At 52.8% G+C, this 22,900-nt stretch carries 19 protein-coding genes and 2 pseudogenes; 15 read left to right on the top strand and 6 right to left on the bottom strand.

All coding sequences use genetic code 11. The features are described 5' to 3' along the window. Positions 1 to 251 precede the first annotated feature (251 nt). From L1889_RS11890 to L1889_RS11865, 6 genes and pseudogenes are all read left to right on the top strand, one after another. Positions 252 to 1,280, top strand: coding sequence for a glycosyltransferase family 2 protein (locus tag L1889_RS11890; RefSeq protein ID WP_238665300.1), 1,029 nt, complete (start codon positions 252 to 254; stop codon positions 1,278 to 1,280). Between the two features lie 369 nt (positions 1,281 to 1,649). Then, positions 1,650 to 2,057: a hypothetical protein gene (locus tag L1889_RS11885; protein WP_238665299.1), complete on the top strand. Its 408-nt coding sequence runs from the start codon at positions 1,650 to 1,652 to the stop codon at positions 2,055 to 2,057. A 74-nt stretch (positions 2,058 to 2,131) separates the two neighbouring features. Further along, the gene (locus L1889_RS11880; protein WP_238665298.1) at positions 2,132 to 3,460 is read left to right on the top strand and encodes a TolC family protein; all 1,329 of its coding nucleotides are present in this window, start codon (positions 2,132 to 2,134) and stop codon (positions 3,458 to 3,460) included. Then, positions 3,447 to 4,973 carry an efflux RND transporter periplasmic adaptor subunit gene (locus L1889_RS11875; RefSeq protein ID WP_238665925.1) on the top strand — a complete coding sequence of 509 codons (1,527 nt, stop codon included), beginning with the start codon at positions 3,447 to 3,449 and terminating at the stop codon, positions 4,971 to 4,973. The genes L1889_RS11880 and L1889_RS11875 overlap by 14 nt, the downstream gene beginning before the upstream one ends. Further along, positions 4,970 to 8,118 (top strand): annotated as a pseudogene (locus L1889_RS11870) (efflux RND transporter permease subunit). The gene L1889_RS11875 and the pseudogene L1889_RS11870 overlap by 4 nt, the downstream one beginning before the upstream one ends. 55 nt (positions 8,119 to 8,173) lie before the next feature. Next, complete coding sequence (locus L1889_RS11865) at positions 8,174 to 8,530, top strand: copper-binding protein (RefSeq protein WP_238665297.1); 357 nt, start codon at positions 8,174 to 8,176, stop codon at positions 8,528 to 8,530. 209 nt (positions 8,531 to 8,739) lie between these two features. Here the strand turns inward: L1889_RS11865 and L1889_RS11860 are convergent, their stop codons facing one another. Further along, positions 8,740 to 9,072 carry a DUF4148 domain-containing protein gene (locus L1889_RS11860; RefSeq protein ID WP_238665296.1) on the bottom strand — a complete coding sequence of 111 codons (333 nt, stop codon included), beginning with the start codon at positions 9,070 to 9,072 and terminating at the stop codon, positions 8,740 to 8,742. Between the two features lie 607 nt (positions 9,073 to 9,679). Between L1889_RS11860 and L1889_RS11855 the strand changes: the two genes are divergently transcribed. From L1889_RS11855 to L1889_RS11845, 3 genes are all read left to right on the top strand, one after another. After that, positions 9,680 to 10,837, top strand: a complete 1,158-nt coding sequence (locus L1889_RS11855) for a porin (RefSeq protein WP_238665295.1) — start codon at positions 9,680 to 9,682, stop codon at positions 10,835 to 10,837. A gap of 356 nt (positions 10,838 to 11,193) precedes the next feature. Continuing rightward, positions 11,194 to 11,889 carry a heavy metal response regulator transcription factor gene (locus L1889_RS11850; protein ID WP_238665294.1) on the top strand — a complete coding sequence of 232 codons (696 nt, stop codon included), beginning with the start codon at positions 11,194 to 11,196 and terminating at the stop codon, positions 11,887 to 11,889. Next, positions 11,883 to 13,223 carry a heavy metal sensor histidine kinase gene (locus tag L1889_RS11845; RefSeq protein ID WP_257793900.1) on the top strand — a complete coding sequence of 447 codons (1,341 nt, stop codon included), beginning with the start codon at positions 11,883 to 11,885 and terminating at the stop codon, positions 13,221 to 13,223. The genes L1889_RS11850 and L1889_RS11845 overlap by 7 nt, the downstream gene beginning before the upstream one ends. 142 nt (positions 13,224 to 13,365) lie before the next feature. Here the strand turns inward: L1889_RS11845 and L1889_RS11840 are convergent, their stop codons facing one another. Beyond that, positions 13,366 to 13,650: a DUF4148 domain-containing protein gene (locus L1889_RS11840; protein WP_257793899.1), complete on the bottom strand. Its 285-nt coding sequence runs from the start codon at positions 13,648 to 13,650 to the stop codon at positions 13,366 to 13,368. 319 nt (positions 13,651 to 13,969) lie between these two features. After that, positions 13,970 to 15,073 (bottom strand): porin, encoded by a 1,104-nt coding sequence (locus L1889_RS11835; RefSeq protein ID WP_238665292.1) that lies wholly within the window; start codon positions 15,071 to 15,073, stop codon positions 13,970 to 13,972. Between the two features lie 1,118 nt (positions 15,074 to 16,191). Here L1889_RS11835 and L1889_RS11830 point away from each other — a divergent pair. From L1889_RS11830 to L1889_RS11810, 5 genes are all read left to right on the top strand, one after another. After that, entirely contained in the window at positions 16,192 to 17,343 is a 1,152-nt protein-coding gene (locus tag L1889_RS11830) for a glycosyltransferase family 4 protein (protein WP_238665291.1), read from the top strand. A gap of 347 nt (positions 17,344 to 17,690) precedes the next feature. Beyond that, entirely contained in the window at positions 17,691 to 18,200 is a 510-nt protein-coding gene (locus tag L1889_RS11825; RefSeq protein ID WP_238665923.1) for a cupredoxin domain-containing protein, read from the top strand. Positions 18,201 to 18,339: 139 nt separating this feature from the next. Further along, a complete protein-coding gene (locus tag L1889_RS11820) occupies positions 18,340 to 18,687 on the top strand; it encodes a c-type cytochrome (RefSeq protein ID WP_257793898.1) in 348 nt (115 codons plus the stop codon). Between the two features lie 70 nt (positions 18,688 to 18,757). Then, positions 18,758 to 19,174, top strand: coding sequence for a DUF411 domain-containing protein (locus tag L1889_RS11815; RefSeq protein WP_238665290.1), 417 nt, complete (start codon positions 18,758 to 18,760; stop codon positions 19,172 to 19,174). A gap of 166 nt (positions 19,175 to 19,340) precedes the next feature. Next, positions 19,341 to 19,694, top strand: a complete 354-nt coding sequence (locus L1889_RS11810; protein WP_238665289.1) for a hypothetical protein — start codon at positions 19,341 to 19,343, stop codon at positions 19,692 to 19,694. Positions 19,695 to 19,726: 32 nt separating this feature from the next. Here L1889_RS11810 and L1889_RS11805 read toward each other — a convergent pair whose 3' ends face one another. The 3 genes and pseudogenes from L1889_RS11805 to L1889_RS11800 form a co-directional block, all read right to left on the bottom strand. Further along, positions 19,727 to 20,158: a DUF305 domain-containing protein gene (locus L1889_RS11805; RefSeq protein WP_238665288.1), complete on the bottom strand. Its 432-nt coding sequence runs from the start codon at positions 20,156 to 20,158 to the stop codon at positions 19,727 to 19,729. 142 nt (positions 20,159 to 20,300) lie between these two features. Continuing rightward, positions 20,301 to 20,426: a cupredoxin domain-containing protein gene (locus tag L1889_RS19215; RefSeq protein WP_372871757.1), complete on the bottom strand. Its 126-nt coding sequence runs from the start codon at positions 20,424 to 20,426 to the stop codon at positions 20,301 to 20,303. A 71-nt stretch (positions 20,427 to 20,497) separates the two neighbouring features. Then, positions 20,498 to 21,988: pseudogene (locus L1889_RS11800) on the bottom strand (multicopper oxidase domain-containing protein); the annotation flags it as partial. A gap of 442 nt (positions 21,989 to 22,430) precedes the next feature. Between L1889_RS11800 and L1889_RS11795 the strand changes: the two are divergent. After that, a complete protein-coding gene (locus tag L1889_RS11795) occupies positions 22,431 to 22,763 on the top strand; it encodes a DUF4148 domain-containing protein (protein ID WP_238665286.1) in 333 nt (110 codons plus the stop codon). The last annotated feature ends 137 nt before the right edge of the window (positions 22,764 to 22,900 follow it).

The following is a 22,900-nucleotide window of genomic DNA, read 5'->3' as shown; positions in this document are numbered from 1 at the left end:
ATATGACAGCTGTATTTAATTACGATTAGAAAATAGCATCGTGTCGTTTCAGATGATTCGGCTGCCGTGGGGTTAAAAAACTATTCATGCAGGATGCTCTTGGGCGAAGCATTCAACTACGTTAGCTATTCCTGGGGAACTCAGGCGGCGACGCCATGTTGTCCAGCCACCAATGGTCAGTTGGTTCGCTCCCTATACCAACGCTGCAATTGCGGTGATGAATGTCGTTTGTTACATAAGGATTGTGTTCCATGAGCACGTTGGTTGAGATAATGAGCCCCGAGTTAGATAAGGGTGACACGGTGGAGTTGTCGGTAGTGATTCCACTGTACAACGAGCAGGAGGTCATCACGGTTATGTACGAGCGGTTGACTGCAGTGCTCGCCGGACTGCGGGTTGCTTATGAATTGGTCTTAGTGGATGATGGTAGTCGCGACGGTACGCCGGCTATGATGAGGCGGCTGGCCAAGGATGACCCGGCCGTCACTGCTGTATTTCTAAGCAGAAACTTTGGAAAGGAAGCGGCCCTGACAGCAGGCCTAGCGTATGCCGTCGGCGCTGCGGTCGTCATCATGGATGCCGATTTGCAGGATCCTCCAGAGTTAATCCCCAAAATGATGCAAGCCTGGAACGAGGGTGCGGACGTCGTTTGCATGCGCCGCAGCTCAAGAGCAGGCGAAACCTGGTTCAAGCGCCGTAGCGCACATCACTTCTACAGAGTGCTCAATGCTGTCAGCGACGTGGAGATCCCAGCCGATACCGGTGATTTTCGCTTGCTAAGTCGCAAGGCTATCTATGCCCTGCAACAGTTGAACGAGCGGAACCGCTATATGAAAGGTTTGTTCGCCTGGATAGGCTTGCCCACGACAGTCATTGAGTATGATCGGATGCCGCGTGTGGCGGGCACTACCAAGTGGGACTACGCCAGCCTGTTTAACCTTGCCTTTCAAGGCATTACTTCTTTCTCCACGGCTCCGCTGCGCCTGGTCATTGCTGGAGGCCTGCTGACGGCATTTCTTGGCATTGTTTTCGCCCTGTGGATTGTCGTCAAGGCGCTTGTCTTCGGCGACCCGGTGCAAGGTTATCCTTCGCTCATTTCCATGATCACATTTCTTGGCGGTGCCCAATTGCTGTCAATTGGCCTGCTTGGCGAGTACATCGGCAAGACCTATTACGAAACTAAGCAACGTCCCGTGTATTTGGTGCATGAGGTGCTGAAGCGAGGAAGAATAGTGGACAAAATGACTGTCAATTCTGAGCGTTCGCATGCAGAAAAGTAGCCTCATACAACGACCTGAACGGTAGCGCATTACGATTGGCTTTAAACATGTCAAAAATGTAATTGCAGCGACCTGTCATTGTCAGTAGCGGTTCATTAGAATAACAAACAAATGAAATAGATGGAGTCAGTATGAAAGCTTTGCGTAGCGCATTAGTGGCGTCGCTTGCACTTGCCAGTGCATCCGCTGCAAAGAAAATCGATGGCCTGTCAACCGTGTGCCGCGAAGGGATTTATAATTGCTTGCGGCAAGTGCACGCAACCCTCTTTAGGGCTGGGTATTATCCCAAAGCACCCTCCGTAATCGCTCCAATGTGTGGACAACTGCGAGGCAAAAGGCAATAGTCTTGGGACTATTGATTAGCGCATCATGCAACTGACTCGGCCCAATGCTCGTTGGCTATTGATCGTAGTGATGCTCACTGCACTACTATTCTCGCGCCTGGCATTGGCAAGCTATGTGTGTCCCCAACCTCAATTGCAGGCCGCTGCCTCAACCGAACAACCAGCGGGCCACGGCTGCACCCAGCCCGCCGGTAATTTGAGGATAATCGATGAGGCGCAACCATCTCTATGTGCACAGCATTCTTCAGATGAAAGCCAGCTGAACCAGGCTAGTGCACAGCCGAATGCGTCAGAGCCAGTTTTCTTATTTTCATATCCGGCCGCGCTATCGTCTGCGTTGCCCACATGGCCGATAGCCATCTACGCTGACTTGTCCGAAGGCGGCACTGACCATAACGCTGTATTTCTGTTGACACGTAGGTTACGCATTTGACTTGACTCCAGGTTCCGTTTTTTGTTCCACGGCTATAGCCGTGAGCGATCCCAAAAAACTATTCGGAGTTAATCATGTTTGCAGTTATACCTCCGCGCGCATCGCCGCGCGTTATGGTGAGTGCTGCGGTGCGCGTCGGCTTTTTGTGCGTTCTACTTGTAACGGCAAGCGGATCCGCCTATGGTCAGGGGGCCGGCCTCACTCTCGAGGAAGCGCTTGCTCAAGCCACGAACCGATCAGCCGCCATACAGGCTAGCGAGTCATCTATATCGGCCAGTTTGAATGCTGTCGTATCGGCTGGCGAACTACCTGATCCAGTACTGAAGTTGGGTATCGACAGCGTTCCCATTGAAGGACCAATGCGTTATTCGATCAGTCGAGATTCGATGACAATGCGACGCATTGGTATCGAACAGGAGTGGGTTTCAGCAGATAAACGCGGGCGCCGCGAGAACCTTGCCGATCAGCAGGTGAATAGGGCGCGAGCAGATCTGACCTTGCAAACTGCTAACACTCGACAGCAGACGGCGATCGCTTGGCTTAACGCGGCTTATGCCCAACGAGCCCTTCGATTGTCTAACGCGTTAATGACTCAGATGACAGAAGAGCTTACTACGACGCGTGCTTCCTATCGTGGTTTGCGCGCGACCGCAGTTGATGTAACGCAGACGCAGATGTTGCGCTCGCGGACGAAGGATAGTCTGTTCAAAGCCCAACAGGATCTTCGTTCAGCACTGATTTCACTAAGCCGATGGGTTGCCGCACCTGTGATACGGGTAGAGGGAAAAATCCCGTCGCTGCACAGCAAGGTGTCCTCGCTCACGCTACAGGAGCTCAATCGGGTTCAACCTGAGCTGTTACTTGCTGAGCGGGAGATATCAATAGCAGATGCAGCTACCGCCGTCACTACCAGTAATAGATCTCCAAACTGGACATGGGGCGTGACATACCAACAGCGAGGTAGCCAGTACCAAGACATGGTATCGGTGGGTGTCAGCATCCCGTTACCCATCGCCAGAGCTAGCCGGCAGGACCGAGATGTGGCTCAAGCGGCTGCAATGGGCAATAAGGCCCGTTTTATGTTGCGTGAGACCCAGCGCCAGGTTCAAGCGGATATCGAAAACTTGTCCACGGCGCTAGCGAACGGGCGGGAACGTGTTGACAGTCTCAACACTACGCTACTGCCAGCAGCAGAGCGACAAGTTGGGCTAGCAACGGCGGCTTATAAGGCCGGTACGGGGTCGCTGGCAGAGGTATTTAAGGCGAAGCGAGACCTGTTGGACGCGCAACTTCAGGTTCTCGAACTGGAACGGGATGTTGCCCAAATTTGGGCTCAGCTTGAGTACCAGATTATCCCAATTTATGATGAATTTACACAAAGGGTTAATCATGCAGCCGACTAAGTGGATACGTGTTATCGCTGTGCTCGCAGGGGTAGCGATACTCCTTGGCGCCAGCTATTTGTTCGGTGTGCGACAAGGGGGTAGCGTCTCAGAGCGCCTTGGTGCAAATGTGGGAAATGATAGTAAGGCGGCAGCTCAATCGGATCGAAAAGTTCTGTACTGGCAAGATCCGATGGTGCCAGGCCAACGATTTGATAAACCTGGAAAATCACCCTTCATGGATATGCCACTTCAGCCGGTGTATGCCGATGAGGGTGTAGCCAACGGAATCAGCATAGATCCGTCCCTTCAACAGAGCCTAGGCATCCGCTACGCGACGGTCACTAGAGAACAGACCAAGCAAGGGTTTGACGCGATCGGTACGACACAGTTTGACGAGTCGCAAGCGGTGTTTATCCAGTCTCGCGTGAATGGATTCATTGAACGGCTCCATGCAGATGCACCTTTGCAACACATCAAAGAAGGGACAGCCATCGCATCGCTGTTCGTTCCGGATTGGCTCGCGCCGCAGGAGGAATATCTCGCGCTTAAGCGCGGCGGTGCTGGTGGAGAAATGCTGTCGGCATCGCGCACACGCATGCGGGCACTGTCGATACCGAAAGACCTGATCAGTACCCTGGATAGAACCGGGAAGGTGCAAAGTTATATTACTTTGCGTGCACCTGTCTCGGGAGTGATCACCGAGCTTTCGGTGCGTAACGGCGCGATGGTTGCACCCGGCCAGACCTTGGCCAAGTTGGTGGGGTTGAACAATCTCTGGCTTGTGATCGAGGTGCCAGAATCGATGGCGTCGAGGGTTCGCCCCGGCATGATAGTTGACGCGGTATTTTCGGGCGACTCAAATCGGCGCGTGAAGGGAAGGATTCGAGAGATCTTGCCCGGAATCAGTACGAGCAGTCGGACGTTGCAGGCACGGCTGGAGATCGACAATACTGAGCTGGGATTGACGCCCGGAATGCTGATGCGCGCGCATATCAGCGCGGAAGAGTCAGTTTCGCGCTTACTTGTCCCCTCTGAGGCTGTAATAGCAACGGGCGAGCGTTCGGTGGTCATTGTAAAGAACGAGGCGGGGCGGCTTCAGCCAGTACAGGTTGAGCTGGGCATTCGCCTTGATGATATGACGGAAATCCTACGCGGGCTGCGTGAAGGTCAACAGGTCGTCGCCTCGGGCCAATTCCTGATCGATTCTGAAGCGAATCTGCGCTCGATCCTTCCCAAGCTTCAGGGAGAAACTCCATCTGGCGAGGAGGAAGTCGGCGGAACAACAGCGGTGCCCGCACCGTCTTATGGAACGACCGGCAAAATCGAGCAAATTACTGCCGATGGCATCACGTTCTCGCATCAAGCAGTCCCTGCATTGAACTGGCCCGCCATGACGATGATGTTCAGCAAGCCCGATGCTGACGCGTTCCCGGACGTAAAGCTAGGTCAAACTGCGCGATTCTCGTTCAAGCAGTCGAGCGATGGCTATCAGTTACTGTCGGTTGATCCTGTTATGGAGAACGCCCGATGATTGCGCGCCTAATTCATTGGTCCATCTATAACCGCTTTCTCGTGTTGCTAGGGACCGTCGTTATTGCAGCATGGGGCATATTTTCGCTGTTGGATACGCCGATTGACGCCTTGCCAGATCTCTCGGACACTCAGGTCATTATCAAAGCGTCCTATCCCGGCCGGGCGCCGCAAGTTGTGGAAGATCAGGTGACCTATCCGCTCACTACGACCTTATTAGGGGTTCCTGGCGCTAAAACAATCCGAGCGTATTCGTCATTTGGTGATGCATTTGTCTACGTGCTCTTTGATGACGAAACTGATCAGTATTGGGCTCGGTCACGGGTACTGGAGTACCTGAACCAAGTGCAGAGCCGGTTACCCCCTGGCGCAAGCGTTTCACTTGGACCGGATGCCACCGGCGTGGGCTGGGTCTATGAGTACGCATTGGTGGACCGAACCAATTCTTACGACTTGGGCCAATTAAGAGCCTTGAATGACTGGTTTTTAAAGTTCGAGTTAAAGGCCGTGCCAGACGTTTCCGAAGTGGCCTCTATAGGCGGTATGGTTCGCCAGTATCAGGTAGTGGTGGATCCAGACAAGCTGCGCGCCTATGGGATTACATTGGCCGAGGTAAAAGATGCACTGGGTAAGTCGAACCAGGAGGCAGGTGGTTCTGTGCTGGAACTGGCTGAATCCGAGTACATGGTTCGCTCTTCGGGATATCTTAAGACGTTGGCTGACTTCAGGAATGTCGTACTGCGCGCGAGCGACTCAGGCACACCCGTCTTGCTAGGCGATGTCGCGCGTATTCAGATCGGGCCGGAAATGCGTCGAGGAATTGCTGAGTTAAATGGCGAGGGTGAGGTGGCAGGAGGCGTGATCGTCATGCGGTCCGGAAAGAATGCGCTCACTACGATCGACGCGGTTAAAAATAAACTGGCTGAACTGAGCAAATCGCTGCCGCCCGGGGTTGAAGTGGTAACGACTTACGATCGCTCGCAACTGATCGAACGCGCTGTATCAAATCTTACGAACAAGCTTCTTGAAGAATTCGTTATCGTCGGAATAGTTTGCGCTTTGTTTCTATTTCATTTGCGCAGTGCGCTCGTCGCTATTTTTTCATTGCCGCTGGGCATACTTGCGGCATTCATTGTGATGCGCTATCAAGGTGTTAACGCGAATCTCATGTCTCTTAGCGGCATCGCGATTGCAATTGGTGCGATGATTGATGCGGCGATCGTAATGATAGAGAACGCGCACAAGCATCTTGAAGCGTATGAACACCAGCATCCGGGCACTCCACTCACGACATCGCGACGATGGGAGCTGATCGCGACGTCAACCGCAGAGGTGGGGCCAGCCCTGTTTTTTTCGTTACTCATCATTACGCTGTCCTTCATACCTGTTTTTTCTCTGGAGGGACAAGAGGGCAAGATGTTCGCGCCCCTTGCATTCACCAAGACATACTCGATTGCAGCCGCTGCAGCCATATCGGTGACATTAGTCCCAGTGCTAATGGGCTATTTGATTCGAGGACGTATTCCTCGTGAGATGGCTAACCCTATCAATCGTGTATTAGTTTGGATGTACCGGCCAATGCTCGAGGCAACGCTGCGGCGTCCCTGGGCAGTTATCGCGTTAGCTGTTGTTGCTTTAGCAGTGACGCTGGTTCCCATATCACGTCTGGGTAGTGAATTTATGCCAGCTCTTGATGAGGGTGATCTCTTGTATATGCCCACGGCACTGCCCGGATTGTCAGCCCAGAAAGCCACTGAACTCTTGCAACAGACCAACCGCATGATCAAGTCTGTTCCTGAGGTGGCAACAGTTTTTGGCAAATCTGGCCGCGCCGATACGGCCACGGACCCTGCACCACTTGAAATGTTCGAAACTACGATTCAGTTCAAACCTCGAGACGAGTGGCGCGTAGGAATGACGCCTCAAAAACTGATTGAAGAACTGGATCAGGCCGTCAATGTACCGGGCTTGACCAATGTCTGGGTGCCACCCATCCGAAATCGACTCGACATGCTATCGACGGGGATCAAGACGCCGGTAGGCGTCAAGATATCAGGCCCAAGCCTGGAGGAAATCGATCAGATCGCCTCGCAGGTTGAAACGGCGGTCAAGGGCGTTCCAGGCGTCTCGTCGGCGTTGGCCGAACGTTTGACGGGCGGACGCTACATCGACGTCGATATCGATCGGATGGCTGCTGCGCGTTACGGCCTCGCCATTACCGACATTCAAGGCATCGTGTCCTCGGCCGTAGGGGGCGAGAACGTAGGAGAGGTGATCGATGGACGTCGGCGCTTCCCCATTAATGTTCGATACCCGCGCGAGATACGTGATTCACTGGACGATCTGCGACAGTTATCTATCGTGACTGATCGGGGCGCGCAAATTCGCCTGGAGGACGTCGCGGACGTCAAAATCTCCGATGGTCCACCGATGATCCGTAGTGAGAACGCACGCTTGACGGGCTACGTCTACGTTGACATACAAAATGCAGATTTGTCTTCGGTCGTCCAAGCGATGCAGAAGGTCGTTGCGCGGGACGTGATGCTGCCAGTAGGCTATTCCATTGCCTGGTCCGGCCAGTTCGAATACCTTGAGCGGGCGGAAGCTAAGCTGCGAACAGTCGTGCCCATGACGCTGGCACTGGTCTTTGTGCTTTTATTTCTCACGTTCAATTCCGTGGCTGATGCAATGTTGCTGATGGTGACTGTGCCGTTTGCATTGATTGGGGGCTTCTGGCTCATCTGGATGCTGGGACATGCAATTTCCGTGGCAACTGCGGTTGGTTTCATTGCTCTTGTCGGTGTGGCAGCTGAATTTGGCGTTGTAATGTTGCTTTACCTGAAAACTGCCTTGAATGATCGTCTCAAGTGCGGGAAGCCATTTACTGAGTCATTGCTGATGGAAGCCATTCGAGAAGGGGCGGTAGTACGGGTTCGACCGAAGGCCATGACGGTGGCCGTCGTGCTGGGGGGCTGTTTCCGATCATGTTGGGTCAAGGTACTGGCTCGGAAGTCATGCAACGTATCGCCGCACCTATGATTGGCGGGATGGTTACGGCACCTATTCTGTCGATGTTTGTTATCCCAGCCGCCTGGCTTTTGCTGCAACGGCGTCAAATCCGTCGCCTTGAAAGAAAGCATCAGTAAGGAAGTACTCGTCCGGTGCATACGCACCTTATTTTCCATCTACGGAGAAATTGTTATGAAGAAACTGATCTCATGTTCGCTGGGTGCTAGCCTAGCGCTTGGCATATCCATTACAGCTTTTGCAGGCGATGGGAATGTTAACGGTCCGACCGGAAATATCAGTGCGGCGCCTTCGGAAGTTAGGGCTGACACCGCTTTGTCTAATGGTGTGGTTCGTAAGGTGGACCGGCCAAGCGGCATGATAACGATTGAGCATGGCGCACTCGAGAACGTCGGCATGCCACCGATGACGATGGCTTATAAAGCCAAAGATGCAGCGGTATTGCAGCAGGCCAAAGAAGGGGAAAAAGTTAAATTCAGGCTTGAGAACCTGAATGGAACCTATACCATCACGACTTTGAAGAAGCGCTAGTGTCTGCTGCTCGGGAGCCTTTAAGCATCATTGACTGCATTTTTAGGTTATCTGGTATTCCTGGCGAGAAAGCCAACGTCATGATTGCTGCTGGATGGTACGTCTATGACACGGAGGGCACCGAGCCGTAGGTACAAAGTTGTGATTCCAGAAAGGAGTAGGGCAGCCGTTTGGCTGCCCTAGCTGTATGAGAAAGAGATCGGAACGGCTTACGCGCCGGTGTAGAAGCTTTCGATGTAGGCTTTTTCTTTCGCGCTCATTGATTCCAGTTCCTGTCGAACTTCGGCGCGCGATTTTGTCTGCTCAGTGCCGGCCATAGACCAAGTCCCAGTTTCTTCCCCCTGGCGGGTGGCCCATGAAGGGTCTGCCTTTGCCTGCTCGAGCTCCTCAAGCACCTGTGCACGGCTCTTCATGTTGGACCAATCGACGACTTCGGTGCCCCCCTGTTCACTATTGTCAGGGATCCAGTAAGCAAAGCTGGTAGCGGGAACTGCAATAACTGCTGTAAGCAAGGCGGCAAGAGTTTTGGTACGAAGGGACATTATTCATTCCTTTTAAAAGAGTGGTTGCCAGCGGAGTCGTTGATTTACTAGCGCCGTGCTAGTCCTTCTGGCGATGGGTCTAATGTATGTCCCGAGCACCAACAGGCCGATGACGACAGCATGACATTTGCGTCATCTTCGTCATTCTGTCGTCATGGTCGTTGCTGGTTGTATCGGTCGTGCGTATACACGTGCTGACCCGCTGATTGACTAGCCGGACTGTGCTGTCGCGGAGAACTCGCTGTTTCAACCATTATTCGCGCCTACAGCCTGCGGAGATGTGCCGCGGCGTGGCAGAACCAAAACTTGAGAAACAGTTTCGCGGCTTCATTCGACTGATTATCGGCAGCAGGAAATCTTTGCAAAATTATTAGAGCTAATCGGGCGTTCGGAAACCCAAAGGGGCCGGAGTGTTGCTCTCGGCGTTATGCAGATAACGCATTTGTAATCGATGAGTTCGTAGATTGTTGGGCACCGCCGACTAAGCTCCTAATCCCGCAGTCTTAGATTCGTTTCATGTATGGATCTCGCGTTAACGCGTGCATGCAGGAACGAGCATTTACTGCAATCAGCGCCATGTCTACCTCAGGGTTAAAGGAGCCTTTCAATGAAAAATACGCTAAAAATAATGGCCGCTCTGGCTACGATACTATCTAGTACTACTCAGGCGGAGACTTCCGTTACGCTATACGGAATACTCGACGCGGGCGTTGGCTACTCGAAGGTGGACGGGACGATAGTAGATCCTGTCAGCAATCAGAGAGTGTCATTAGATCGCAGCCGTTTCGGCATGACGGATAGCGTCAAGAACGGCTCGCGGTGGGGAGTACGGGGAAAAGAGGATCTTGGCGGCGGACTGTATGCCAAGTTTCAACTGGAGTCCGGTTTCAATCTTAGCAACGGACAATCGACTCAAGGTGGTCGCCTGTTCGGTCGTAACGCGACAGTTGGGCTTGGCAGTGATAATTGGGGTCAGTTTAATATAGGCCGCCAGTACAACATTGGGTCGCGCTACTTTTACAGCGTTCTTGGCCCAATGTTTGGCGGAGGCTTTACTCAACTGAATATGGGCAGTGGGTCCGGATTTAGCTCAGTAAATTGGGTACGTTACGACCAATTGGTCACCTATGAGACGCCGACGATAAATGGCTTCACAATGGGCCTGGGGTACTCATTTAGTGCGGATGACTCTAAATCGAATCAGGTGGGATTCAACACGGCCGACAATACACGCGCCATAACTGCAGCGCTTCGCTACGCGAATGGGCCGTTGTCAGCCTTCATATCGTATGACCAGCTAAACCCTTCGAATAAGCTGAGTGATCAACAGACGCAGGCGACGCCCAGGTCGTATGTCGTGGGCGCAGCCTACGATTTTGAATTAGCCAAGCTGGCACTTGCGTATAGCAGGACGACTGATGGTTGGTTTGGTGGGGCAGGCTTGCCTGGGGGCGCTGTAGGGAACTTCTCCGGTGTGCCGAGCAATGTTTTCGTCGACGGTTTCAAGTCAAATTCATACTTAGTTGCAGTCTCTGCACCGGTAGGGGCAGCGGGCAGCATGTTCGGCTCCTGGGCACGAGCAGACGCAAACAACAAAGATCTTACCGGAGGAGATGCAAGCTCAAATACGTTCAGCCTAGGTTATACCTATATGCTCTCAAAGCGGACCGACTTATATGCAGTCGGCTCGTATACCGACAACTTCGCATTCTTGGATGACGCGAAGGTTAAAACCGTCAGCGTAGGACTGCGCCATCAGTTTTGATTCTGATGGGTGCAGGATGCCCGCTGCGTTCAGTTAGCGCAGCGGGAACGGGATCGAATAGGCTTGTGCATGGGGTGGAGAGAGTTCCTTGAACATAGCGTGACAGTCCCAGCGCCTTTGCCGCGGTGATACTGTGCATTGCCCGAGGCCGTATGGCGCACGGCGCACGGCGCATGCCCCCAAGGTTACGTATTCGTAATGACCGTGTCCTGCTAATGTCAGGTTGACTAACGTAACGTGTACGAGTTCTGAACATACCGTGCGTTAGAGACGAGCTGCTAACGAGAATAGTAGGTTCGTTCCTGCCTCACGCCGCTGAGCGCTTAGTCATTCTTCATGGAGGAATCATACCAGCGATGAAAGTTCTTGTGGTCGAAGATGAAAGAAAGCTTGCGGACTACTTACGTCGAGCGTTGACGGAGCATGGCTATGTGGTTGATGTGGCTGGCGATGGTAGAGAGGGTCTATATTTTGCACAAGAGACCCCATACGATCTTATCCTTCTGGATGTGATGTTGCCGGGTATGGACGGGTTTCAATTGTTACGCGAACTGCGCAAACAGAGTCGTGTGCCAGTGCTCATGCTCAGCGCAAGAGATCGGGTTGAAGACCGGGTAAGAGGGCTGGAGGATGGCGCTGATGATTACCTTCCTAAGCCCTTCTCACTGACTGAGCTCATGGCTCGGATCTTTGCGTTGGCTCGCAGGAACGACCCTGCAAACTTGACTGACTCCCACACGAATATCGTTCGCGTAGCCGATCTAGAGCTAGACCTTCTGCGCCGACGCGTCTTTCGGAACGAGCAGCCGATCAACTTGACTGTGAAGGAGTTCGCTTTGCTCCAGTTGTTCATGCGTAAGCGTGGCCAAGTCTTGTCTCGGCAGACTTTAGCCGAACAGGTATGGGATACTAATTTCAACAATAATACTAACGTAGTTGAAGCGGCCGTGCGGCGATTACGCGCAAAGGTGGATGGCCCGTTCGAGAACAAACTCATACACACCGTGCGCGGCATGGGCTATGTAATTGAGGCTCGGGATGGCGAATGTTGAGTTGCTCAAACTCAATTCGAGGCCGACTTTCGCGTTGGCTCGCAATACAAACCTTGGTAAGTGTAGGACTGATCTGTACAGCTGTCTATCTTGTTATTGGTTCGAATTTCGCGACCCGCCAGACCGAACTTTTGAGGGAAAAGCAGAGAGCGATTCAGCATTTGGCTACGGAAAATGCATCTAAAGATAGCCCCGAATCGTTGCAACATCAGCTCTTGGATTTCTTCCATGGCCATCCAGAGCTCTCGTTAGTTCTGCAGAGTAACAGTGTGACCCAGACGTTTGGTAAGAGACCGTTAAACGCCAAGGCAAGCATGTTTCGGCAGCTTACGTTTATGCTACCCGAGTATGGACTATCGACGGGACCGATCGAAGCGCAACTGAGCATGGACATCACTTCCGACATCCGTTTTCTCAAGCGCTTGGCACTGGCTCTGTTTATCGGCGCAATTTTAGGCGCAGTACTCGCATCGTTAGGTGCCGCGTGGTTGGTTCGCAGGGCGCTGACTCCGATCGATATATTGAGTCGCCAGGTCGCGAAGCTGTCTCCGGAACGGCTTGGCGAGCGACTGGAGACGAAGGCCCCTCCGGCAGAAATTCTACCGTTGATGGCCCACTTCAACGCGTTGCTTGAACGTATCGAAGGTGCTTATGCTCAGATGGAGGAATTTAATGCCAATCTGGCCCATGAGCTAAGGACGCCGTTGGCAACGCTGATTGGTGAAACCGAGCTGGCATTAAGTTCTAAACGGTATGAGCGCTCGCTTGAAGAAATGCTCGTTTCTAATCTGGAAGATCTGCACAGAATGGAAAGAGTCATAAGCGACATTCTGCTCCTCGCACGGGCCGATGGTGGCACGAGGATTAAGACGGAGCCGACCAACAGTATTGCCATTACAATCCAGGAGGTTATGGATTATCATGAGGCTCAGGCCGAGGAAGCTGATGTGAAGTTACTGCTAGTGGGCGACGCCTCAGCATTGATTAGTCGTACGCTTTTTCAACGCGCCGTGTCGAACCTACTATCTAATGCGATCCGGCACGCCGACGCGTTCAGCGATGTGCTGATTGTCGTGGAAGCAGCAGACGAAGAAGTGCGGATCGCAGTTTGTAATCTTGGCACGCCTGTCGCACAAGAGCACCTGGTAAGGTGCTTTGAGCGGTTCGTCAGGCTACCGGCAGAGCGGGTGTCTAGTGATCAAGATCATTTTGGGCTGGGGTTAGCAATCGTTGCTGCGATAGCTCGAATGCACGGCGGAAAAACGTTTACCCGGTCGGTTGATCGATTGGTCACGATGGGATTTACCGTGGCTAGACCAATACCAATACATTAGCTTCGGTTTTCATTTGAGGATACTCAACACCTCCATACATGGAAATGGATGGTTGGGTGTTGGATGAAAAACCGCGCACAAGTGTAGCCGTGCGCGGTGACTATCGCCATCCCATCGCGGAGAAGAGCGTCGTCAAATCGAACTATCGTCCCGATTGTTGCTGGACCTCTGCGTTATATTCGGGGCCACTACGCATACGAACATACTCGGCATAGGCAGACCTGTATTCACGGCTAAAGGTATCAGGAGTGCTCTCGCCAGCCCAGAATTTATCGAGTCCTGCTTTTTTCCACAATGCTAGATCCGCACGTACCTCCGCACGCGTCTTGGGCTCTCCGGAACCGGAGGTATGCGGCTGTGCGCTGACCGCCATCGTCGTTGTTGCCAGCAGCACTGCTGCGAGAAGGTTCTTTTTCAAGTTGGTCATACGTTTACTCCTAGAATTTACGAACTCATGCGGCTGCGCAATGGCGCGTGATGAAAGTTAAGCCGCTTGAATGAATTGTAGGAAATCAGCCCAGTCAGTTTGCGAACACGCGCATTACTTTTTTGTTACCCAATTCAAAGCGTAATGACGTTTGTCTAAGCGGATTCGGTAGTGCACACAGTCGATCACGTCTGGCTTCTTCCCCGACATGCCGTCGTTTCGGAAAGAAAAGCAGCACACCATAGCGGCTATCGAGGCAAGCACAATCGCCCATCAGCGTGCATGGAGTTCCTGCACCGCTGATGGACATCATGCCAACTTAGAAGCTGTGGCGCAGGCCGACGCCAATCGACTGAGTCTTGTTACCCGAAACGAAGGAGACATTTTTGCCATAGGCGCCTTGCGCATAAAGATTGGTGCGCGCGGAGAGTTTATAGGTATAGGCCAGACCAAAAATGTGCTGCGCTTTGAGGTCGCGGCCGTCGTAGGCTGCACCGTTGTCCCGCGGGTCGACCATGCCCCAACCGGCGAGCAGCTTACCGCGCGTGCCGACAGGGGCGCTCAGGCCTACAGCGTAAGAGTTGGCACGGAAGCCGTCGTTGTAAGCGCGGATACTGCCGAAACCGAGTTCCGGATTGCGCAGTTGAGAAGGAGTGCCGAACCAGCCGCCATCAGTGATGCCGAAGCCCAGGTGCACCTCGGCCACCTCGAAGTCATAACTGCCTGCAAGGTTCCAGGATTTGGCCTTGATGCCGGTGGCGGTCTTGGCGTCGTTTATCTGGTCATAGGTCAGAACCGCAGCCACGGGACCATTCGAATAGCGTAGACCCGCAGTCACGGCGCGGACATTCGGCTCGTTCTGGTCCCTCTGCTTGAACTCTTGCTCACCATCCGCATTGAACGAATACCCGACACCAGCCTGGAAGCCTGAAATGGTGGGGGTCAGGTACTGAATCTGGTTATCGTAACGTACCTCAGCCACGCTGAACGTGCCGGCGGTACGAGCTTGATTGAAGTTGTTGCCGAAAGGCGTGGCGACACTAGCCAGCCAGCGATAGGCTATGTTGCCCTGGCGGCCCAGCGTGATCGTGCCCCAAGCATCGGATTTCAGTCCCAGTACCGCTTCACGACCATACAGACGACCGCCTTGGGCTTGTGTGCCGTTCATCAGGCTGTAACCGCTTTCCAGCGTGAAGATAGCTTTCAGGCCATCACCCAGATCTTCGCTGCCCCGCAGGCCCCAGCGATTGCTCGACTGAGCGCCATCCCAGCCGCCAGTTTTGGATGCGCTAGCTGTGTCGCTTTTAAATTTTGTATAGCCAACTCCACCATCCAAAAGACCATATAGCGTTACCGATGTATTGGCTTGCGCCGCTCCTGCAAAACCGGTTAACAAGGCGGCTGCCAGCAAACTCTTTTTCATGAAAACTCCAGAAATTAGCCTTAATCAGTTGCAAGACCCCTTGAGGAGTCAACTGATCAAACTCCCGAATGGAAGTTGTCGGCATTTCAACAGTGCTTTGTTAACATGCCGTGAATTTCGGGCTTCCTGACGGAGATGTAATGCCGTAATCATCTTCCGGTAATTAAAGTTGGCTGGGAACAAAATTCGCTGAAATTTAGTGACCGTGATCATCTCGAATACGTCGCCGTTCAGAGCTGAGTTGACGGTTGATAGCAACTTCAAACGTCGATTCAGGTAGTAAAAATAACGCTGAAGTTCGCGTCTACATAATTCATTGAAATGCGCCACGGCGCTTTTTTCGTCCTGCTTGATCATATTGATTGTTCCGCTATGCCGTTCAAAGAGCGGAGTGGGTAGCTCATCGTTGAACCTACGAAGGAGGCATACGAACTTAGGCGCTGCTTCGTCGAGGCCCTGAAACCAGAAAGTCACCATGGCTATGGTCTTTATTCGTCTTGTCGCACTGTTTGTGTAAGTGTCGTTGTGGCCCTTTGGCATAGTCCTTCCGCTTGTTAGCAGTCTTGAGTGTCATTCGGTCAACCGGACGGTACTGCGTGGCCAAATGCCATGAATTGGACCATGCTCATGCGAGTGGACGCTATTGCGCTATCGGAAGTCTGCAGTCTTCAAAGCTGCCTATCTGGATGGGCGCGCTTCTAATGTGTATTGCAAAAATGTAATCCTAGAGTTTGACGTTTGTCACGTCTATACGCTTACCATTCGCGTCTAGCAGACGAAGAGCCAGCCATGCTCCGTAGCCGAGGCTTGGTTAAGTAACCAGGCTTCGATCTCCTCAGCATTTTGTATTGATGCTTCGCTTAAGCAACCGTCGTTTGGTCAAGGCTTAGCTTGTTTTCTCGCGTTGATAAACAGCGAGTCTGCAGTTCTACGTGAATGCGCGAAGGCATCGAAGTAGACAGTTGGCTGCAAAAGAAGGCTAGGTGGATACTCCAAAGCCCGGGTCAGAAGCATTTCAAGCTCTAGTAGATATCTCGTATTGTCCTGAGCCATTTCTAAACGATAGCGACCATTTCGAATATGAAAAAGATATCTCGTTTCACCGCACCGCTGTCATTATGAAGATTCTCTATACCAACTTTCATCGAGGTGACGGCGGAGGACACACTACTTACATTCTCTCGCTTGCGCGTGAACTCAGCGGTGTGCATCAGATCGTCATAGCAGCGCCCAAAGAGAGCCGCCTTTTCGAATCAGCAGTGGCTCTGGCCGGCGTTCGGACTATGCCGCACGAATTCAAAGGAGGATTGCTCAGAACGCTGCTGAGCCTTCGGCGCCTTAGAGCATTCTTGCGACGCGAGCAATTTGACATTATTCATGTTAATGGTGCGACAGATCATCGCGCTTGTATGTTCGCCTTGATTGGATCTGGCTCTTGGCGTCCAGTGCTCGTGTATTCTCAGCATAGTGACCGCCTATCTCGAAGCGTCGGAGCGCTAGCTCGTGCAAAGCTTGCTACGGATCATGTCATTTGCGTCTGCGATCACACGCGAAATAAGTTGGTCCATTCATACTTCAGCGGGTGCCGCCTGCACGTAATCCGTAATGGTGTTGACTTAGACAGGTTTGTTCCCCCTTCGCGAGAGGACCGATTGGCTGCGAAACGCTGCTGGATTCCGACTCACTTGGCGGGGCGATTAGTTGTGGGTAGCAATGCGGGGACCGCGGCGTACAAGAACTGGCTGGATATGGTGGAAGCGGTCTCTCTTCTTCCTGCTGTGCTACGAAGCCAAATCGTCATCTTGATTGCCGGCGTCCTTCCATCAGATGCTCAGTGCGCCAGAGTCGAGGCACTAAACCTACGCAATAGTGTGGTTTTCACAGGGCTTTTGGATGATGTCCGTTCATGCTTGGCAGCGTTGGACGTCGGGTTTGTTGTGTCATCTGAGATAGAGACTATTTCGTTTGCATGCCGAGAAATGATGGCTATGGGTATACCTGTAATCGTAAGTGATGCGGGCGGTTTACCAGAGAACGTCGATAATGGACATGATGGTTGGATTGTGCCAATCCGAGATCCGCAGGCGATAGCTTCCGTTCTAACGAAGGTGTTGGAAAGCCCTACAGATCTAGTTTCCATGGGTCAGCGCGCGCGTCAGAAGGCTGTTCAGGAGTTTTCGATTGGTTCTTTCGTCTCGTCTACGCAGGAGGTGTACCAACGTGGCAAAGTTTCGCCCAAGAAAAGCACATGGATTGTACGCCCCGACTAGCTCCGATGGCCTTAACCGTGCGCATGGCACAAATATGTTATGGAACAGTTGCCTGTGGCAGAGATGGCAGACGCCATGGAGGTGCTCGTAGTAACTTAAATAAGTCCTCCGTTAGAACGGGCGTGCCTATATTACAAAATTGTAATTTGCACGTCAGTAGATCGGCAGTTGTACTTCGTTAAAGTGCAATTGATTGATCAATGCTGTTGCCATTAAAGTGACTAACTCGGGCGATGAAGCAGGAAGCCCGTTTCGTGGATGGCTTGAGTTTTCGGTTTCGATATTGCCTTTTCTTGGGCGGTTTGAAATGGCTGCCTACTTAAACAAACTCTAGGAGTGTACTCATGATGAAAAAGACCCTTTCTATTTTGGCTTTAAGTGTCCTTCCGGCCCTCGCATTGGCTGCGGGCAGCCATGGCGGGGGGCATGGCGCACCGGCGCATGGCATGCCTGGGCACGATATGTCCACCATGTCGAATGCACCTTCGCCAACTGGTCAGCCTGGCGATCCGGCTAAAGTTACTCGCACGATTGAGCTGACGATGGACGACACCATGCGGTTTACGCCTGGTGACATCCAAGTCAGCGCTGGCGAGACCATTCGTTTCTTTATCAAGAACACGGGCAAAATCCCCCATGAAATGGTGATTGGATCCCTCGCCGATCTGAAGGCCCATGCGGCCGAAATGCAAAAAATGCCGGGGATGCAGCATGCGAAACCGAATATGATCACATTGGGCCCGGGTAAGATCGGTGGCTTGGTGTGGCAGTTCGACCAGGCTGGCACCGTCGATTTCGCTTGCCTCATTCCGGGCCACATGGAGGCCGGGATGGTCGGCAAGGTAAAAGTTAGCTGATCTAGCGCATTAAAATGGCACGGAAGAAATTGGTCTTTGGGGTAGTCGGCGCTGTCGTCGTCGGCGCCGCGCCGTCCTTTACAGCGTCATACGGGGATCCGGCTCGGCATTCATCGACCCTGCGGATCAGGCTCTTGTGATGCAGGGCAGGGCGATCTATGCGAACAATTGCGCAGCTTGCCATGGTGAGTCCCTGCAAGGGCAGCCGAACTGGCGTGACCGCATGCCCAATGGCAGGCTGCCCGCACCGCCGCACGACAAAACCGGCCATACCTGGCACCATCCTGATGCGATGTTGGTCGATATGGTAAAAAACGGCCTGGTTTCTGGGAGCACGGCGCCGCCAGGCTATGTTAGCGACATGCCCGCGTATCGGGACATCCTCAGCGATCAAGAGATCATTGCGGTACTGGCTTACATCAAGAGCAATTGGCCGCCCAAGGTCCTGGAGGCACAGAAGGACGTCACATTGCAACGACAGAACTAATCTGCCCGAGCGTGGTCTTTATCTATACTATGAATCATTCAAGTTTTACATTTACGCTGGAGCAGGTTTCATGAAATTATGGCTAGCAGCGGCTGCCTTGGCTGCCGCATCATCCTTTGCCCATGCTGCCGGCACGGCCATTACCGTATATCAGGATCCCAATTGCGGTTGCTGCACTGGGTGGGTCGAGCATATGCGGGATGCTGGCTTTGATGTTACGGCGATCAAAACGGCCGACATGGCTTCGGTGAAGCAAAAACTCCGTGTGCCACCAAAGCTTGGATCGTGTCATACGGGCGTGGTAGAAGCCACTGGCCAAATCATCGAGGGGCACGTACCGACCAATGCTGTCAACAAATTGCTGGCTGACTCATCAGTGAAGGGTGTGTCGGCGCCTGGCATGCCGTTGAATGCGCCAGGCATGGGCGAGTTGGACGGCAATCTGGTTACTGTGGACTTTAACGGTAAACCATTTTCCAAGGACTAAAATCTACATAAAAGCAATGGTATAGCCGGGTACGCCACGATTGGTACGCCTTCCTGCTCTGACGCTGGAAGACATCTACACCTCTATATCTACATCTCTCTTGCGCCACAAATTCAAGCCGGTTCGTGAAAAGTCAATTTTCTGGATTTAGGAGATACAAATAAATATGAAAGCACTATTTATTGCGCCCATTACGGCGCTCTTGTTGGGCGTAAGCGGTGCGGGAGTAGCAGCGACTTCCAGCAGTGATGGCACTAGCGCGGGCATGAAAGCTGAATCAGGCATGATACAGAATGGTGACGCGGCCAAGATGGGCGATATGCAGCCAGGCAAGATGAAAGATCACGGCATGATGGGCGGCGACATGATGAGGATGATGGGCAGCTGTCCTATGATGGGCGCTGCTAGCGGAGCCAATAGCAAAGTGATGATGCAGATGCATGGCGAGATGATGCGTGCCATGGGCGACATCATGATCAAGTATGCCGACAAGCTTGAAGCGCCGTCCTCACCTCAATAATGAGATCTGAGTTCGAACCGTAGACCTGAGAGCTATTTCGATGGCTTTGGGTGCGCAGCGAGCCATTCATCAAACTTCGCGATTTCTTTTTTCTGGTCTGCGATGATTTCTTTGGCCATTTGTTTCATCTCAGGATCTTGACCTTTTTTCAGCTCTAGCTCGGCCATATCTACGGCGCCCTGATGGTGGACCCGCATCATGGCGGCAAAGTCATAATCAATATCACCTGAGGGCTTCATGGCATTCATGCTCTTGCGCATTTCCATCATGGAACCCCGCATATCCATAGAGATGCCGTTTTTGGCGGTTTCCGACTTCATTGACGGTTGATTCGACTGAGTTGCTGTCGATTGGGCGGGCGCTGGCAATGAGATGGCCAACATACTGGCTCCGAGCAGCAATGGCAAGAGGTGACGTACGGCGCGGATGCCCGCACCGTGCGCTTTTTTCGGTTGATTGAACATGATCGCTCTCAGGAAAGTTAGCCAATGTTGGCGGTACGGTACCGGCCAGCAAGTGTCATGCCCTCCTTTAATGCCAACGGCCTTCGCTATGGGTGGTCGTTCAATGGCAGCTACTAATCAAGCAACGTTGGTTTGAACAGAGCTAAGCCTGAACGTCCAGGACCATGGTCAGGCCCCCGGCGCCTTCTTGTTCTACATTGTTGTTGGTCGTATGGTGCGGAATGTGACAATGCACAATCCACTTGCCTGGGCGGAGCGCCGTCCATATGACGTCATAGCGTTGCCCTGGGCCGACGTTGACTGTATCGGCTTCGAATCGCGCCGCGGGGGCAACACATTTCCATCGCGGGCCACCACGGTAAAAGGCCCACCGTGAACATGCATAGGGTGTACAAAATTGTTATTACTGCCGATGAAGCGCAATTTGATCGTCTCGCCCACTTTCATCTTCACCGTGTCCGTGGCCGGGTATGCTTTGCCATTGATAGTGAAGTAATTGGGCAAGGCCCCTTCCATCAGCATGGCAGGGTAGGTCAACCCTTCGCGCTCGAGCCACTCCTGTAACTGCAATACATACTCATGGTCGGCCCGGGGTTCTTCATCGCGGTTCTTTGGGTCGATAATGAGTGCGCCATATAGGCCGAAGGCTTGCTGCCGATCGACATGGTCATGCGTATGATAAAAATAAGTACCGGATTGTTCGGTCGTGAACTCATAAACGTATTTACCGCCAGGAGCAATTGGCTTTTGGGTAATGTTGGCCGGTCCATCCATTTCATTGGGTAGGATCAAGCCATGCCAATGTACTGTCGTCGATTCCGGTAGTTTATTGGTGACATTGATACGGACCCTATCGCCTTCAGTGACGCGCAGCCGTGGACCCGGAATCTGGCGATTGAACGCATAGCCTTCCACCTGTACGTCGGGCAGGATGTTCCAACGCACAACGCTCGCTTCCAGATCAAAAACCTTGACACCGTTTTCAATACGAGGTTCAAGTGCTGTATCGCCTTGGGCGTCTTGCGCGGCGGTATGCGCGACCAAGCGCGGTGCGATGGCTGCCATATCGCGCATGGCAGCACCCGGAGTGTCCCACCCCATGATCATGCCTGGCGGCATAATCGCTCCTCCTACGTCGCGGGCAGACAGGCGCATGTTCACAAACAGCGCCGGAAACGTCATGCCAGCCAATAGCATTAAGCCGGTGCCCATCGTGACAGCTGCTAATTGCGAGCGTGTCACGTTAGGCTGCATGGCGTGATGGTCACCTGGAGACGACTTTGCCGAAGCATGGTCCCCACCAGCGTGGCCATGCTTCTTTGTCTGTCCGGTTTTGTTTTGGCGTTCGGTCATTAAGCCATGTTTCATCTGCCTGGAAACCATCCAGACATTGACCGGATAAGTCACGACAAAACCGACAATCACGCCCATTGACATGACTCCCCAGAAAAGCAATTCGGTCGGCTCCATCGCCCTCATGTCGTGTCCCATCATCAGGAGCGCCATAACGGGGGCCATGCCTGCCATCATGGCATTCATACTAATAAACTCGGGCATGAATGATTTTTTGACATTGTCCCAGTAGCTGCCGCCCATCATGTTTTTCATGAAAAGAGACTGGAAGATGAAAAGACCAAACGCGAATCCCGCTAAATACTCAACGATGAGATCCAGCCACATAGGCAACCCCAGCGCTGCCGTGATCACCGCCGCCAGGATAATGCCAGTGGCGTCGCCCGCCACGCAATGGATGGTCGACCCCGCGCCTTGTTTCCACAGCGGCTTGATGAATTGTTCATGCTCGCCTGGTCCGGGCTCTTTATCGGCCATCACATATAGCAGCAAGCCGATGGGCCCCATATAGAGGGTCACCAATACGAAACCCCACTTCATTACCACCGGCTCAGGGTTATGGCGAAACTGATCCCAAGCAACGTAGGCTGTGGATAAAGCTGCTAGAGCAAACCAGACAATAAGAAAGTAATCGATAGGTTGAGCGATCATGGGAATCCTGGAGCAATGACGCTCGCGTTTCAGTCCGCACTTGCTGCATGAACGTTGGTTTATCAGCAATTCCTGTGCCGTTACTGGGTCATCTCTCGAATGCGGCCTACATTACAAAGATAAGTCAAATCATGACGTATTCGTCATGCCAGCGTCATCGGACTGTTGGGTGCTGCTCGCTAAAGTGGAGTTCTAGCCAGAAAGAACTGGCACCGTGATCACTCAGTATGACGGCGTCGCGGGACAACGACTCTCAAAGGAATCTATTATGTCTTTTCGCTCAAAAACGCTTTTCGCCTTGCTAGCCGCTGCATTAGCAGTTCCAGCTACCAGTTTTGCTTATTGGATTCCCGATAATAGTGAGCAGGGCGGCGTGGAGGTGCAGGACTGGTCGAACACGAAGAGTCGAGCACAGGTGCTGCAGGAGCTTGAGCAAGCCAAAGCAGACCCTACTTGGGCTACACGTCAGGGTGAAGCGACAGGAACTGGGCCCCAAATAAATGCTGAGCAGACGAAATCACGAGCACAGGTACAGCAGGAGCTAAAGACGCTTACCGTTGAAGAAAAAGCATACATTCGGAGCTTTTATACGGGCGCTTAATGCCTCGTAAACCGTCGCTCGTCATGACAAAAATGTAATGCTGCTGACGGCGAACTGTCAGTTTCGCAAGCACTAAAGTATGGCATGATTGATACGCCTACCATCCGTTGCAATCTCGGGCTCTACGCTGTTTTGGG

This window comes from Paenalcaligenes niemegkensis (genome assembly GCF_022230885.1).
GTDB lineage: Bacteria > Pseudomonadota > Gammaproteobacteria > Burkholderiales > Burkholderiaceae_B > Paenalcaligenes > Paenalcaligenes niemegkensis.
The sequence above is the reverse complement of the archived record's forward strand: the minus strand, read 5'-3'. Positions and strand labels throughout refer to the sequence as shown.

What these genes read in the sequence shown, in the direction of transcription:
- L1889_RS11890 (WP_238665300.1), top strand. Translation starts at nt 252, where the DNA reads ATGAGCACGTTGGTTGAGATAATGAGCCCCGAGTTAGATAAGGGTGAC.
- L1889_RS11885 (WP_238665299.1), top strand. Translation starts at nt 1,650, where the DNA reads ATGCAACTGACTCGGCCCAATGCTCGTTGGCTATTGATCGTAGTGATG.
- L1889_RS11880 (WP_238665298.1), top strand. Translation starts at nt 2,132, where the DNA reads ATGTTTGCAGTTATACCTCCGCGCGCATCGCCGCGCGTTATGGTGAGT.
- L1889_RS11875 (WP_238665925.1), top strand. Translation starts at nt 3,447, where the DNA reads ATGCAGCCGACTAAGTGGATACGTGTTATCGCTGTGCTCGCAGGGGTA.
- L1889_RS11865 (WP_238665297.1), top strand. Translation starts at nt 8,174, where the DNA reads ATGAAGAAACTGATCTCATGTTCGCTGGGTGCTAGCCTAGCGCTTGGC.
- L1889_RS11860 (WP_238665296.1), bottom strand. Translation starts at nt 9,072, where the DNA reads ATGTCCCTTCGTACCAAAACTCTTGCCGCCTTGCTTACAGCAGTTATT.
- L1889_RS11855 (WP_238665295.1), top strand. Translation starts at nt 9,680, where the DNA reads ATGAAAAATACGCTAAAAATAATGGCCGCTCTGGCTACGATACTATCT.
- L1889_RS11850 (WP_238665294.1), top strand. Translation starts at nt 11,194, where the DNA reads ATGAAAGTTCTTGTGGTCGAAGATGAAAGAAAGCTTGCGGACTACTTA.
- L1889_RS11845 (WP_257793900.1), top strand. Translation starts at nt 11,883, where the DNA reads ATGTTGAGTTGCTCAAACTCAATTCGAGGCCGACTTTCGCGTTGGCTC.
- L1889_RS11840 (WP_257793899.1), bottom strand. Translation starts at nt 13,650, where the DNA reads ATGACCAACTTGAAAAAGAACCTTCTCGCAGCAGTGCTGCTGGCAACA.
- L1889_RS11835 (WP_238665292.1), bottom strand. Translation starts at nt 15,073, where the DNA reads ATGAAAAAGAGTTTGCTGGCAGCCGCCTTGTTAACCGGTTTTGCAGGA.
- L1889_RS11830 (WP_238665291.1), top strand. Translation starts at nt 16,192, where the DNA reads ATGAAGATTCTCTATACCAACTTTCATCGAGGTGACGGCGGAGGACAC.
- L1889_RS11825 (WP_238665923.1), top strand. Translation starts at nt 17,691, where the DNA reads ATGAAAAAGACCCTTTCTATTTTGGCTTTAAGTGTCCTTCCGGCCCTC.
- L1889_RS11820 (WP_257793898.1), top strand. Translation starts at nt 18,340, where the DNA reads ATGCAGGGCAGGGCGATCTATGCGAACAATTGCGCAGCTTGCCATGGT.
- L1889_RS11815 (WP_238665290.1), top strand. Translation starts at nt 18,758, where the DNA reads ATGAAATTATGGCTAGCAGCGGCTGCCTTGGCTGCCGCATCATCCTTT.
- L1889_RS11810 (WP_238665289.1), top strand. Translation starts at nt 19,341, where the DNA reads ATGAAAGCACTATTTATTGCGCCCATTACGGCGCTCTTGTTGGGCGTA.
- L1889_RS11805 (WP_238665288.1), bottom strand. Translation starts at nt 20,158, where the DNA reads ATGTTCAATCAACCGAAAAAAGCGCACGGTGCGGGCATCCGCGCCGTA.
- L1889_RS11795 (WP_238665286.1), top strand. Translation starts at nt 22,431, where the DNA reads ATGTCTTTTCGCTCAAAAACGCTTTTCGCCTTGCTAGCCGCTGCATTA.